Here is a 13773-nt window from a genome sequence, read left to right as displayed (position 1 = left end):
CTGAATGCCTTTAGTTGGAAGCGACGGGCGCAAGCATAGTGAAACCTTGCGCCTCGAACAGCTCCTTAGCCTTGGCGGACTGAAGATATTTCACGTACGCAGCCGCGTCCGCGCTCTTCGAGTCCGCCGTCAGGCCTACCGGATAGACGATGGGAGGATGCGAGTCTTCCGGGAAAATGCCAACAATCTTCACGCCGGGTTCGGCCTTCGCGTCGGTCTGGTAGACGATGCCGAGCGGGGCTTCGCCGGTCGCGACCAGCTTGAGTGCGGCGCGCACGTTTTCAGCCTGGGCGATCTTGCCTTCGACAGACGACCAGACGCCGAGCTTTTCCAGTGCCGCCTTGCCGTATTTGCCTGCGGGCACGGCCTTGACGTCGCCCATGGCGAGATGGCCGTCGCCGAGCAGTGCTGCGAGGTCGAAATTGGGGGCGATCTCTGCCTTGGCGGCAGAATCCTTCGGCGCAACGAGCACGATGCGGTTGCCGAGCAGCTTCACTTCCGAGCCATCCTTGATGAGCTTCTTGTCGGAGAGATACTTCATCCAGTCGAGGTCAGCGGAGATGAACACATCGGCGGGAGCGCCCTCTTCGATCTGCTTGGCAAGCGCAGAGCTTGCAGCATAAGAGGCGGTTGCGGACTTGCCGCCTTCAGCCTTCCAGGCGGCATCGACGGCATCAAGCGCGTTCTTGAGGCTGGCAGCAGCGAACACGACCACGTCGCCATCGGCGCGTGCTGCCGGCAGCCCAAGCGATAGCACCGCTGCAAGACCACCGACCATCGCGGCGAGCCACACCCCAAATCCCCTACGCGTGAACATCGTCAGTCCTCCATGATTGTTCAAGCCGCAGCACAGCCGCATTCGTTATATTCATATGGATATAACACATGACAGGCAACCACCCATCCGGGTGGTTTTCAGCAAAACTGTTGCGATGTTTTGACGGCCAATCGAACCTGACTCTGGCATGGCATTCGGGGGGAGACTGACCCGATGCTTCGTGCCATATGTGGCGCCGCTAACCCTAGGGGAGGTTCGATGGGCGCGCCTGCGTGCCTGCGCACCCCGCCCCCGCTTCCTTATCGCAAGAGATTTTCCCGACATGGCCGGTATATCGACGTTTGAAATCATCTGGCTCGCCGTTGCCCTTCTGGGCGCCGGCGCCATCACCGGCCTGCTCGCGGGCGTCTTCGGCGTCGGCGGCGGTACCGTCATCGTGCCGGTGCTCTACGAACTGTTCCAGTCAGTCGGAGTCCCCGAGGAGGTTCGCATGCCGCTATGCGTCGGCACCTCTCTCGCCATCATCATCCCGACCTCGATACGCTCGTTCAACGCACACCGTGCCAAGGGCGCTGTCGACATGGCGATCCTCAAGCAATGGGCTATACCGGTTATTGTCGGCGTCGCCATGGGCAGCGTGATCGCGCGCTACGCACCGGCCGACCTGTTCAAGGCGGTGTTCGTCGTCGTCGCCGGTTTCTCGGCGATCCGGCTTTTGTTTGGCAAGGATTCGTGGCGGCTCGGACTCGACATGCCGGGCAAGCTCATCATGAACGTCTATGGCTGGATCATCGGCGTGCTGTCGAGCCTGATGGGCATCGGCGGCGGCCAGCTTTCCAACCTGTTCATGACCTTTTACGGCCGGCCGATCCACCAGGCGGTTGCGACTTCCTCTGGCCTCGGGGTGCTGATCTCCATCCCCGGTGCACTCGGCTACATCTATGCCGGCTGGCCCCGCGCGGCAGAGTACCCGGATGTCGCAGCCCTGCAGTTTCCGCTCTCGCTGGGCTATGTCTCGCTCGTCGGGCTGATCCTGTTCGTTCCGACGAGCGTGCTGACTGCACCATTGGGCGCGCGCCTGGCCCATTCGCTGTCGAAGCGGAAACTGGAAGTCGCCTTCGGCATATTCCTGTTGCTGATCAGCGTGCGATTCCTGTTCAGTCTCTTCGAGTGAGCTTTACCGACCAAAACGCCCGGCAAAGCCGGGCGTTTTCATTTTCGGTATCAGGACGGTACTGCTCAGGCTCTTTCGAGTGCGATCGCAATGCCTTGCCCGACACCGATGCACATGGTGGCAAGCGCCAGCTTGCCACCGCGCAAGCCGAGCTCCAGCGCCGCGGTACCAGCGATGCGGGCGCCCGACATGCCAAGCGGATGGCCCAGTGCGATGGCCCCGCCATTCGGGTTCACGTGCTCCGCGTCCTCGGCGATGCCAAGCTCACGCAGCACGGCAATGCCTTGGGAGGCGAATGCTTCATTGAGTTCGATGACGTCGAAGTCTGATGGCTGAATGCCGAGGCGAGCGCACAGCTTCTTCGTTGCCGGCGCCGGACCGATGCCCATGATGCGCGGGGCAACGCCAGCAGCCGCACCGCCCAGCACGCGGGCGATCGGCGTCAAGCCATACTTCTTCACCGCTGCTTCAGAAGCAACGATCAGTGCCGCCGCACCGTCATTGACGCCCGAAGCGTTGCCTGCCGTCACCGAGCCGCCCTGGCGGAACGGCGTTGGCAGCTTGGCCAGCGTTTCGATGGTGGTGCCGGCGCGTGGGTGCTCGTCCTTGGCAACAACCACTGCGTCGCCCTTGCGCTGCGGGATGATCACCGGCGTGATCTCCTTGCCGAGACGGCCGTTCTCCTGGGCGGCAACGGCCTTGTTTTGGCTGCGAAGCGCGAAGGCATCCTGATCAGCGCGGGAGACGGCAAAGTCTTCCGCCACGTTCTCCCCGGTCTCGGGCATCGAATCGACGCCGTACTGCTTCTTCATCACAGGATTGACGAAGCGCCAGCCAATGGTGGTGTCATGGATTTCGGCATGGCGCGAGAACGCCGCGTCCGCCTTGGGCATGACGAAGGGCGCACGGCTCATGCTTTCGACACCGCCAGCGATCATCAGCTCGGCTTCGCCGGCCTTGATTGCGCGGGCAGCCGCAATCAGCGCGTCCATGCCCGAGCCGCAGAGCCGGTTGATCGTCGTGCCCGACACTGCCTGCGGCAAGCCGGCCAGAAGCAGCGACATGCGGGCCACGTTGCGGTTGTCCTCGCCGGCCTGGTTGGCGCAGCCATAGATGACGTCGTCGACCGCAGCCCAGTCGACCGAGGCGTTGCGTTCCATGAGCGCCTTGAGCGGCACAGCACCCAGATCGTCAGCCCGAACCGACGACAAGGAACCGCCGAAACGGCCGATCGGCGTGCGGATGTAGTCGCAGATATAGGCCTCAGCCATCCTTCGATCCTCTCTTTGCGCCAACGGCCTCGCCCTTGTGGGCGGCGTCGGTGCGTGCCTTGAGATCACGCAGCGTCTTCAGTTCCAGCTCGGTCGGTGCTGGGGTTTCCTCAAGCGTATCGGCGAATTTGACGGTCCAGCCGCAGGTTTCCTGCACCTTTTCGCGGGTCACGCCCTGATGCAGCGAAACGACAGTGAACTCCTTGGTGACGGGGTCCGGCTTCCAGATCGCTAGATCGGTGATCAACAGCGTCGGTCCCTTGGTGTCGATGCCGAGACGCTGGCGATGATCGCCGCCCTCGCCGTGGCCGAAGGAGGTGTAGAAATCGATCTTTTCGACCATGCCGCGCTTGGTCTGCGCCATGGTGATGTAGATTTCCTTCGACGACGTCGCGATCTCCGGTGCGCCGCCGCCGCCCGGAAGGCGCGTCTTGGGATGAGCGTAGTCGCCAATGACCGTCGTGTTGATGTTGCCGAACTTGTCGAGCTGGGCGGCACCGAGGAAGCCGATCGAAATGCGTCCGCCCTGCAGCCAGTAGCGGAACATCTCCGGCACCGAGACGGTGGTGACGGCGGTGTCGCACAGTTCGCCGTCGCCGATCGACAGGGGCAGCACGTCAGGTGCCGTGCCGATGGTGCCTGATTCATAGATCAGCGTGATGTCGGGCGCATGGGTGAGACGCGCGACATTGCAAGCGGCCGAAGGCGCGCCGATGCCGACGAAGCAGACGTCGTCGCCCTTCAAGGCGCGCGACGCGGCAATCGTCATCATCTCATTGGGGGTGAAGCCGAGTTCGCTCATGCCACGTTCCTCAGGTGTTCGACGCGGGCCGCAAAATCGTCGGCGCTCTTTTCGATGACGTTCTTCTGCATCCACTCACGAAAGCGGTCGCGGTCTGCCGCGATCTCATCCCATTCGAGATAAGAAGCATTGTCGCGGATGTAATAGCCATGCGCGTAGGACGGATGCGCCCCGCCCGGCACAACGGAAATCGCCGTCACCGACCAGTTGGGCAGCACTGTCAGGTTGGGGTGCAGGTCGTCGAAATTGTCGACCACCTCCTCGACAGTGACCACGGCGCGCTTGGCGGCAAGAGCTGCTTCCTTCTGGATGCCGATGATGCCTTCGACCAGCACGTCGCCCTTCTTGTTGGCCTTCTGGGCGTGGATGAAAGTGACGTCAGGACGAACCGACGGAACGGCTGCCAGCACCTCGCCGGTGAACGGGCAGGTCACCGACTTGATGTTCGGATTGACCCTGGCAAGCTCTGCGCCGCGATAACCGCGGAAGATCGCGCAAGGAAGGCCTGCCGCTCCCGCCTCATAGGCGTTGGCCATGGCGGCGTGGCTGTGCTCCTCGATCTCAAGCGTGTGCGGAAAGCCGCTTTCGACCGCGTCGCGCAAACGGCGCAGCAGGCCGACGCCGGGATTGCCGGCGTAGGAGAAGATCGCCTTCTTGGCCATGCCCATGCCGATCATCTGGTCGTAGATCAAATCAGGCGTCATACGGACCAGCGTCAGGTCCTTGAAGCCCTGGCGGATCGCCTCATGCGCGGCCGCGGTGGGAATGAGGTGCGTGAACCCTTCGAAGGCCACGGTGTCGCCGCTGTTGAGATTGTCGGCGACCGCCTGCGACAGGGGGAGAAATTTGGTCATCGCGTTTCGTCCCGTTTGTCCAAAGTTTGCTAGAAAGTTCGTATTGCGAACATTTGTTTTCTATGCGATACATTTTTGAGCCAAGATGACGCTGGAGTCAATGAGATGACTTCGCAGCGCTGCTATTTCCCGAGGAATGCCGCATGAGTGACGAAGAAGCTGGCCGCGATCACGTCACCTCGCTGGAACGCGGGCTCGCCGTCATGGAGATCCTGGCTGCAAATCCCACCGGCCTGACGCTTACCGAAACAGCTGAGAAGGCAGGCCTCACCCGCGCCGGCGCGCGACGATTCCTGCTGACGCTGGTGGCGACGGGTTACGCAGTCCAAGCAGGTCGCAATTTCTCGCTGTCGCCCAGGCTTCTGGCGCAGGCCCGCATCTGGCTTCATGGCGTGCCGTTATGGACGTTCGCCGAGCCCTTCATGCGCGAAACCGCAGCCAAGCTGCAGGAATCCTGTTCGGCGGCGATCCTGTCGGGCGAAGATATGGTCTATGTCGCGCGTGTTCCAGGCCCGCGCATCATCGCGGTGGACCTGCAGGTCGGGGCGCATTTGCCCGCCCACTGCACCGCCATGGGGCGCGTGCTGCTTTCGGGGCTCGCCGAAAGCGATCTCGAAGCATTTCTGGCGCGGGCAACGATCACGCAGCGCACGCCCAAGACCACTGTCGACAGGGCCCGGCTTACCGCCATCATCGCAAAAGTACGCGCAGACGATTTCGCCATCGTCGATGAAGAGCTGGAAATCGGCCTGCGTTCCATCGCTGTACCGTTGCGCGACCGCTCGAACGCGATCATCGCGGCGATCAACGTCTCGACGCAGACCTCCCGTCATTCGCCTGCCGAGATGGAAACCGAAATCCTGCCGATCCTCAGGCAGATGGCGGGGCGGATCAGCGACTTCTTCGTCGTCCAGTAGCTACAGCCGCATCGAGCCGGTCTCGATGTAGCGCTGGTGCCAGGACAAAGCCTCATTGAGCAGCGACGGCGACTGCAATCCGTAGGAATGCTTCAGCGCGCGCTCGAAATAGTCGGCCAATGCCGGCTGGTAGTCCGGATGGGCGCATTTTTCGATGATGAGCCGCGCGCGTTGCTTGGGCGACAGGCCGCGCAGATCGGCAAGTCCCTGCTCGGTGACAAGCACCTGCACATCCTGGTTGATGTGGTCGACATGGCTTGCCTGAGGCACGATCGCAGAGATCTTGCCGCCCTTCGCAGTCGAGGGCGTCATGAAGATCGAGACATAGGCATTGCGAGCGAAATCGCCTGAGCCGCCGATGCCGTTCTGGATACGCGAGCCCATGATATGGGTCGAGTTGACGTTGCCATAGATGTCGGCCTCGATCAGCCCGTTCATGGCGATGCAGCCGAGCCGCCGGATCAGCTCGGGGTGGTTGCTGATCTCCTGCGGCCTCAGGATCATCTTGTCGCGATAGCGCCCCATGTCGGTGTTGAGCCGGTCGGCCGCCTCGGGGCTGAGCGAAAAGGCCGTTGCCGAGGCCATGCGCAGCTTGCCGGAATCGATCAGATCCAGCATGCCGTCCTGGATCACCTCGGTGTAGGCGGTCATGTTTTCGAACGGGCCGTCGACAAGACCGGTCAGCACCGCATTGGCGATGTTGCCAACGCCCGACTGGATCGGCAGCAGCGACGCCGGCAGCCGTCCCTTGGCGACCTCATGGCCGTAGAACTCCAGCAGATGCCCGGCGATCGCATGGGCGACGCCGTCCGGCTTGGAGAACGGCAAATTGCGGTCGGGCGCATCGGTCTCGACGATGGCAACGATCTTGGCGGGGTCGCAGCGAAAGACTGTCTCGCCGATGCGGTCGTCGGCGCGCACCAGCGGGATCGGCACGCGGTGCGGCGGCAACGCCGTGCCATAGTAAATATCGTGCATGCCTTCCAACTGGCTGTTTTGCCAGCGATTGACCTCGAGGATTACCTGGTCGGCGCGGTCGAGCCAGGTCTTGTTGTTGCCGACCGACGACGAGGGGATGAGCGAGCCGTCCGGCAAGATGCCCGAGACCTCGACGACGGCGGTGTCGAGCGGGCCGAGAAAGCCCTGCCAGGCCATCGGCGCCACCTGGCTCAGATGCATGTCAAAATATTCCATCTCGCCGCGATTGATCTTTTCGCGGGCAATAGGATCGGAATTGTAGGGAAGACGGAACTCGATGCCGTCGGCCTTGGCAAGCGCGCCATCGAGTTCAGGGCCGGTCGAAGCGCCGGTCCAGACACGCAGCCTAAACGGATTGCCCTTGGCATGCTCCGCCTCGATGCGGGCAGCCAGAGCCAAGGGCACTGTCTTGGGATAGCCTGAACCGGTGAAGCCGCTCATGCCGACCGTGGAGCCCGACTTGATCAGGGAGGCCGCATCCTCGGCGCTCATCACCTTGGATCGCAGGCTTTCGCAGCCTATCCGCGTTTGCACCATGTCTCGCCTCGCTCCAGCCGTTGCGCTTCGTTCCTCGCCCCATTGAGGCTACCTGATATGGCATCCTCATGTCGGTGCAAGGGGCGATTGTGACGCGGATGCGGGCGGCGTCAGGCCGCTTCGGCCAAGCCGTTGCGCTTGACGTTCAGCCGGATGACGGCCCGGATCGGCAGATGATCGGAGGCGATACGCGCAAGTGCCGTATCGTGGGCCTCGATCTCGGTGAGCAAATTGTGCGGCCTCGCCATGACGCGGTCGAGCGCCAACACTGGAAAGCGCGAGGGAAAACTCGGAACGATCGCATGCATCGGCCCGAAGGCCGGCTCCAGGCTGCGCAGCGACGAGCGTTTGCCCAGCCGCCATTCGTTGAGGTCGCCGACAAGCACCGTCGGCTTGTCGCTGTGCAGTTCGGCTGCGGTCAAAAGCGTACCAGCCTGCAGCTTGCGCGAGTGGCGCAACAGGCCGAAATGCGCCGCGATGATTCGCAAGGGACCCGCCTCGAGTTCGAGATCGACGACGACAGCTCCGCGTGGCTCGGCCCCGGGCAAAACGATCTGCCGCGCCGAACTCACCGACCCCTTGCGAAACAGCACCACGTTGCCGTGCCAGCCATGGCTCATGCGCCGGCCGGCAAGCGGAACCGGAACAAGCCCGGTCTCGCGCGCAAGCGCATCGAGGTCGAGCAAGCCGGCACGCTCGCCAAAGCGCTGGTCGGCTTCCTGCAGCGCAATCACATCGGCGTCGATCTCGGAAATGACTTCCATCGTGCGCTGAGGATCAAAACGACGGTCCAGCCCGACACATTTGTGGACGTTGTATGAGGCAACGACAATTTCGCTGTGGCTGCCGGTTGCAGCGCTCGAAGACGCGTCCTGCTTCGGCTGTGCTGTAGGCAGGTGCCCTGCACCTGCTGCGGCGGGAATCTCAAAGCCTAGTCTGCTAGCCATCACTTGTCTGGAATCTCTGGGAAATTCGTGTTCAGTTGCGGCAGGCGTGTTGCCAACTCTAGCCTATATGGTCGTGGTGTTCGAGTTTTTCCACATGCGTCACGATAGCCTTCCACCGAAATGGTATCGTGAGGCTATGGTTCCATACTTAACAAATTGGCCGCCCGACGCATGAATCTCATCGCAATTGCCATAGCTGTCGTCGGAACGCTGGTCCTTGCCTCCCTGTTTGCGGTCTATGCCTATGGCCGCTTTGCCAAACGCGCGCGCGGCGCGCCGTCTGAGGCACTTGCAACAGCAGAAGACGAAACCCCGTTCGATTCGATGGTTGCCCCGCTATTGGCCAACCGCCCGCATCAGAGCGGGCTGGCACTGCTCTCCTCCAATCTTCATGCCTTTGCCGTCCGCGCCTATACCGCGCGCAATGCGCAGCGCAGCCTCGACCTGCAATATTATTATTGGAAGGACGACCTAACGGGCGGCCTTCTGGCGCGCGAGGTGCTCGCTGCCGCCGATCGCGGCGTGCGCGTGCGGCTCATGCTCGACGACATCAACGCCAAGGGCTACGACCCGAACTATCTCGCACTCGACAGCCACCCCAACATCGAGGTCCGCCTGTTCAATCCGAGCTGGGCACGGGCCTTTGGCCTGCAGCGCGGGCTGGAACTTTTGCTGCGCGCGGTGCGAACGACGCGGCGCATGCACAACAAGGCGTGGATCGCCGACGGCAGGCTGGCCATCGTTGGCGGACGCAATATCGGCGACGCCTATTTCGACGCGTCCGAGGACGCCAATTTCCGCGACATGGACCTTTTGCTCGTCGGCGACGTGGTCGACCAGACGGAAGCCATCTTCGACCGCTTCTGGAACAGCGAGGCGGTGCTGCCGATCCGTCATGTCACCGGCATGGCGAAAGGCGACCTGCCGGCCCTACGCGTCCGCCTCGAACGCACGGCAACCACCGGCCTGGCCGAGCCATACATTCACCGTGTCACCGAAGAGAGCCGGCAATGGGCGTCGTCGGGCATGGGCAAGCTGCGCTGGACAAACGAGGCTGAAGTCGCCTCCGACCCGCCGGAAAAGGCCTATGGCGGAGGCCAGGACAGCTGGCTGATGACGGCTATCAAACCAATTTTGGCTTCAGCGAAGCGCGAGCTGAAGATCGTTTCGCCCTACTTCATCCCCGGCGAGGCTGGCACCCATCAGTTGACGACACTGGCCAAGGATGGGGTTGCGGTTACCGTGCTGACCAATTCGCTCGCCGCCACCGACGTCGCCGCCGTCCACGGCGCTTATGTTCGATACCGCAAGCCGCTGCTGAAAAGCGGCATCGAAATATACGAATTGAAGCCTGACGACGAGCGCACTGACATGTCGCTGTTTGGCTCCAAGGGCGCGAGCCTGCACACCAAGGCGTTCATCGCCGATGGACAGGCAGGCTTCGTCGGCTCCTTCAACTTTGACCCGCGCTCGACCTCGCTCAACACCGAGATGGGGGTGCTGTTCCGCCAAAACGAGCTGGCCGGTGAAGTGGAAGCAGTGATCGCGGCACAGATCTCGCCGCGCGGCAGCTACAAACTTTCGCTGCGCGGCGGCAGACTGACCTGGAGCGACCGTGCCGCAAACGGCGCACGCGAACTCACACACGAGCCACGCGCCAGCCTCCGGCGCCGCCTGCTGGCCAAGGTCATCAGCTATCTGCCGATCGAGTCGCAGCTGTGAGCTGACAAGCTCAGCCAAACGCCACAAATCGACTTCACATCAAAAGCCGCGCACTGACCAAAAAGATGCAATGCAGGCGCAATGCGGCTCGCCCTTTAGATCGCCTGGCCGGTTCCAGAATTCTGCGGAACCGGCGCAAGCAGTCTAAAGGAGCCTTCCCGTGCGACATGAATGGAAGCCGGAACTGGATCAGTGCGCCGCGCAGGCCCAGTCATTGCCGGCACGCGCCACGAGGCGGCCCTCTGTCTTCCTCCAGACGCTAGGCCTTGGCGCACGCGTCTCGCTCAAGCGCTCGGTGGTGTTTTGCCTGCGATTCGCCTGCCGCCCGGTCAGCACCTTTGGCTGGATAAAGTTCCTCGACGATTTTTCGCGACAGCTCTCGCTCGGCCGTCCGCATGACGACCTGCTGCGCAAGTCGCTGGATGTCTTTTTCATCCAGAAAATCCCAAGCCCCGATCGTCTCAAGCTGATGGCCGGGCATTTTCGAATCGCGGCCAATATGCTGAGGCACGACGATCTCGCGGCCCTTTGGCGCGGCGAGCGCCTCGATCTCGGCAGCGTCAGCGGACGCAATGAAACCTACAACATGCAGATGCTGCTCGCCGATCATTGCGGCAGCCGCCACGAAGGCGTCTTCGCCCTCAAAATGGCGCGGGCAAGCGACGACTACAGCCTGTGGACGGCCAGCTTCGTCTTTGTCCGCGGCGCAGACGGCACCCCCAGCCTGGCGATCGGCGGCATGCAAGGCCCCAAGGGCGCTGACGCCAAGCGCTCGGTCATCACCGCAACCCGTTGCCTTGGCGGGTTGCGGCCCAAGGATGCCATGTTGCTCGTGCTTCATGGCCTGGTTTCGGCGGCCAACCCGCCGCACATCATGGCCGTTTCCAATGCAAAGCATGTCATCAACCAGCGCCGCCGCAAGCGCCGCCGGCTGATGCAGGCCGATCTGGACGAATACTGGACAGAGCGCGGCGGCATGCCCGCCGAACCGTTCGGCTTTCAGTTGCCTGCGCCATCAGCGCCTCAAATCGACAGCCCAAACCGGCGCGCACAGAGCAAACGGGCGTTTTGGGACATAGGGAGTGGGTTTTGTCGGCTGTCGAGCCTGCAGGCCCTGGTCAGATCGCCGCTTAACAAAGCGTAACACTCGCTCGTCTCAGCAACATCGCACATGCTGTGGTGACGAAGGCCACGGCGCGCGAACGCTTGAGCGCGCAAGACCGGGCAACTTTCTTAAGGGGGAAATGGTGCTGCCAGAGAGCATTGAACCCGGCGAAATTCAGCTAACAAATTGATTTAAAATAATATCTTCCCAAGTAAACAAGCCCCGCACATAACCCGTGGCTAGAACCCCTCCCAGCCTGTATGGCGCCCAAACTAGTCCAGCGCATCCACCGTCAATCTTCCCCCCGCCTTGCGTCATCAGTTGTCAGAACTAAGCCAAGTCGCGTTCTAGGAATGCGTATGTCCAGGAGCGCCCCGCCACAGCCGGAAAGGCCTAGACGTCCCGACACCTGTTGCGAGCGGTGGAACATGCGATAGCTATGCCTCACCGCCGCCCATTGCGAGGGCGCGAGCAGTTCACACGGGGTATTGGGGCCTCTAGTCTACTGCCCAGACAAATCCGAGAACATCAGCGCCCACACAATCAGCCACGCCGACGATATAGGCGTCAGACTAACAACAGAAATCAAAGGCAACCTGACATACACAGGGAGGGTCTTAGCCTGCTGAAGAAACATTTCAACGAGGCGTTCAGTAAGCAGATTTATACGCACCAGCAGGAACAGGCCAAACAGGCCACCAATGGCAAAGATCGGCGCGCCCACTACGTAGACGAAAAAAGTCCCCTTAGCTCGACCAATCATCGCCGTCCCGACAATGATGAGCAATGTCCACCACGCTATCGTGGTTAGGAACATGCGTGCATACTCGAATGCTGGTTTCTCGGCATCGATCAGCTTCTGAATATCATCTCTACTCACAAGCACGTCCCCCCTACTCCCAAGCCATCACGAAAAACTTACGCGGCGATGCACCTCGGATTGAAGCAAAGAAGCGTGCTCTTGCGCTTTTTGTAGTGCCTCTTCCAGTTTTAGGAGATTGTTCCAGTGCGTCTCCCACATATCAGCAGGAGCCATTTCGTCCAAAGGTATCGGCTCGACATTTCCCCACGATTCAAACCGCTCAAGTGCCTCAACTCTTAACTGGAGATTTGCGACCCCCCTCGTAGCGGGAGAGCCTGTAGCCTTTCCAGAAATCCACGTACGCCACTCTTGTGCCCCTTTGGACTGATTGCATCGACCACATGCAGGGACGAGGTTCTTATAGTCCGATATGTATCCTGTTGGTCGCTTAGCCCTCACCAGTGGCCGAAGATGATCCCAATCCGACGCACCTCCTCCGCAATACGCACAAACGATATCATCCTCGGACATGCCCAAAACACCAAGAGCTTCGACCCGCTCGTCTTGCGTGGGCGGAACCCACGGGATGATAGATTGAACAAAACTGTTTGTAATTGATGAGGTTCTCTGAGTTATTTTGAGCGGCTTCCGAAATTTCATACTTCTCGTCTTCCCCACTAGATAGTGGCTATGCGGATAGCAAACTCTGGAACTTTGGCGCAACAACTTCTCTGTGCCACAAAAAGACATTATCGCCCCATCAGAGACAAGGTCAGATCAATTCAGATGCGCGCGGCATCACGCCTCGCGTAGCATCCTAAGGACACTGGACCGGTTCACACCTAGCGCAACCACGATGGCGTCCACCGTCTTGCCTTGGCCTTCATCCGGTGAATGTCATCAGCCTTGCAGCGTGCGGTCGGGCGCGTCCCTGGTACATCCCTTCCGCCTTGGCCTTGGCGAGGCCCTGCGCTGCCGCTCCAGCATCAACTCCCGCTCGAACTCAGCGATGGAGGCAAGCAGGTTCAGCAAGAGCTTGAGTAAGGACGCGCTCAATGAAGTAGTAGGCGCCGTCTTTGGAATTTGAGGGATTGGGCACAGGAAGCACCATGTACATGCCCTCTGCACATAGCCGGGGCATCCTCAAGCGCCTGATAACACTTAACTTCTTGAAATATCAAGGGAGGAGAATGGTGCTGCCAGAGAGGATTGAAGCTCCTCAAAGGGCACACCAAGCATTGAAAACATTTAGCTTTTCATAGCCAGTTCACTCAAAACCATAACAGCAAACCTGCGCAGGCTCAACCAGCCTAGAGGGCTCTAGTGGCCCGACGCGCCGAGATGCAGGCCTTACGCTGCCAAATAGAAGACTGACACTACGCAATTGCACGATGTAAATCCATAATACATTACAATTATTATGAATTTGCAGAAAACAACACTATGCTTCAGCACTGTTTATATCTGTTGCCAAACAAAGTAATATGCACATAATAGGGCGCGTAACTTCAATTCGGAGAAACGCCTGATGCCCCTCACAGCCGATACCCTGCCCACAGCAGCCGAACTCACCGCCGATCCTCGCCTTGCCATACAGCTTGCCCTATCGATCCCAGATGCAGGCATAGCTCGGGACTTTCTGCGCGACTGGCAGGACGGCAAGGACCTTGAGGCCTACTGGCTTCCCGCACTACGCGAAGATTTTGCTATGGACGAGGCCGCTTAGAGAGGTCGGACTGTTGATTTCCACTGAGAGCTGACCCGGCGCAGCCCGATATTTCCATCGAGAATTGACCCATGTTTCAACCGTCCCTCGCGTGTTTCAGCGGGGGCTCTGGAGTGATCGACATGGCGTTACTGAGCGTGATCCGGCGCTGGCATTTTCG

General features: G+C 60.8%; 13 protein-coding genes and 1 pseudogene. 5 read left to right on the top strand and 9 right to left on the bottom strand.

The window, feature by feature from the left end; translation table 11 throughout:
- Positions 1 to 10: 10 nt before the first annotated feature.
- Positions 11 to 817 (bottom strand): molybdate ABC transporter substrate-binding protein, encoded by an 807-nt coding sequence (modA, locus tag AC1DLV_RS13655; RefSeq protein WP_476802018.1) that lies wholly within the window; start codon positions 815 to 817, stop codon positions 11 to 13.
- A 283-nt stretch (positions 818 to 1100) separates the two neighbouring features.
- Between modA and AC1DLV_RS13650 the strand changes: the two genes are divergently transcribed.
- Positions 1101 to 1952, top strand: coding sequence for a sulfite exporter TauE/SafE family protein (locus AC1DLV_RS13650; protein ID WP_476802017.1), 852 nt, complete (start codon positions 1101 to 1103; stop codon positions 1950 to 1952).
- Between the two features lie 65 nt (positions 1953 to 2017).
- Here the strand turns inward: AC1DLV_RS13650 and pcaF are convergent, their stop codons facing one another.
- The 3 genes from pcaF to AC1DLV_RS13635 are packed head-to-tail and all read right to left on the bottom strand — an operon-like array spanning position 2018 to position 4879.
- Positions 2018 to 3223, bottom strand: a complete 1206-nt coding sequence (gene pcaF, locus AC1DLV_RS13645) for a 3-oxoadipyl-CoA thiolase (RefSeq protein ID WP_476802016.1) — start codon at positions 3221 to 3223, stop codon at positions 2018 to 2020.
- A complete protein-coding gene (locus AC1DLV_RS13640) occupies positions 3216 to 4025 on the bottom strand; it encodes a CoA-transferase subunit beta (protein ID WP_476802015.1) in 810 nt (269 codons plus the stop codon). Before AC1DLV_RS13640 ends, pcaF begins: the two co-directional genes overlap by 8 nt.
- Positions 4022 to 4879, bottom strand: coding sequence for a CoA transferase subunit A (locus AC1DLV_RS13635; RefSeq protein WP_476802014.1), 858 nt, complete (start codon positions 4877 to 4879; stop codon positions 4022 to 4024). Before AC1DLV_RS13635 ends, AC1DLV_RS13640 begins: the two co-directional genes overlap by 4 nt.
- A 143-nt stretch (positions 4880 to 5022) precedes the next feature.
- On the opposite strand from AC1DLV_RS13635, the gene AC1DLV_RS13630 reads away from it, so the two are divergent.
- The gene (locus tag AC1DLV_RS13630) at positions 5023 to 5796 is read left to right on the top strand and encodes an IclR family transcriptional regulator domain-containing protein (RefSeq protein ID WP_476802013.1); all 774 of its coding nucleotides are present in this window, start codon (positions 5023 to 5025) and stop codon (positions 5794 to 5796) included.
- Here AC1DLV_RS13630 and AC1DLV_RS13625 read toward each other — a convergent pair whose 3' ends face one another.
- A complete protein-coding gene (locus tag AC1DLV_RS13625) occupies positions 5797 to 7311 on the bottom strand; it encodes an acetyl-CoA hydrolase/transferase family protein (protein WP_476802012.1) in 1515 nt (504 codons plus the stop codon).
- 110 nt (positions 7312 to 7421) lie between these two features.
- Positions 7422 to 8258 (bottom strand): endonuclease/exonuclease/phosphatase family protein, encoded by an 837-nt coding sequence (locus AC1DLV_RS13620; protein ID WP_476802011.1) that lies wholly within the window; start codon positions 8256 to 8258, stop codon positions 7422 to 7424.
- Positions 8259 to 8429: 171 nt separating this feature from the next.
- On the opposite strand from AC1DLV_RS13620, the gene AC1DLV_RS13615 reads away from it, so the two are divergent.
- Together AC1DLV_RS13615 and AC1DLV_RS13610 are read left to right on the top strand one after the other, a co-directional pair.
- Positions 8430 to 9980, top strand: coding sequence for a phospholipase D family protein (locus AC1DLV_RS13615; protein WP_476802010.1), 1551 nt, complete (start codon positions 8430 to 8432; stop codon positions 9978 to 9980).
- Positions 9981 to 10140: 160 nt separating this feature from the next.
- Positions 10141 to 11124, top strand: a complete 984-nt coding sequence (locus tag AC1DLV_RS13610) for a DUF535 family protein (protein ID WP_476802009.1) — start codon at positions 10141 to 10143, stop codon at positions 11122 to 11124.
- Positions 11125 to 11587: 463 nt separating this feature from the next.
- Here the strand turns inward: AC1DLV_RS13610 and AC1DLV_RS13605 are convergent, their stop codons facing one another.
- The 3 genes and pseudogenes from AC1DLV_RS13605 to AC1DLV_RS13595 form a co-directional block, all read right to left on the bottom strand.
- On the bottom strand, positions 11588 to 11965 hold the full coding sequence (locus tag AC1DLV_RS13605; RefSeq protein WP_476802008.1) for a hypothetical protein: 378 nt from the start codon (positions 11963 to 11965) through the stop codon (positions 11588 to 11590).
- 27 nt (positions 11966 to 11992) lie between these two features.
- Positions 11993 to 12418 (bottom strand): HNH endonuclease, encoded by a 426-nt coding sequence (locus AC1DLV_RS13600; RefSeq protein ID WP_476802143.1) that lies wholly within the window; start codon positions 12416 to 12418, stop codon positions 11993 to 11995.
- Positions 12419 to 12685: 267 nt separating this feature from the next.
- Positions 12686 to 12925: pseudogene (locus tag AC1DLV_RS13595) on the bottom strand (recombinase family protein); the annotation flags it as partial.
- Between the two features lie 490 nt (positions 12926 to 13415).
- On the opposite strand from AC1DLV_RS13595, the gene AC1DLV_RS13590 reads away from it, so the two are divergent.
- Positions 13416 to 13613 carry a hypothetical protein gene (locus AC1DLV_RS13590; protein ID WP_476802007.1) on the top strand — a complete coding sequence of 66 codons (198 nt, stop codon included), beginning with the start codon at positions 13416 to 13418 and terminating at the stop codon, positions 13611 to 13613.
- Positions 13614 to 13773 lie beyond the last annotated feature (160 nt).

It is taken from the genome of Aminobacter sp. 01T433, from assembly GCF_056398585.1.
This window is presented reverse-complemented; position numbering and strand designations above follow the sequence as displayed.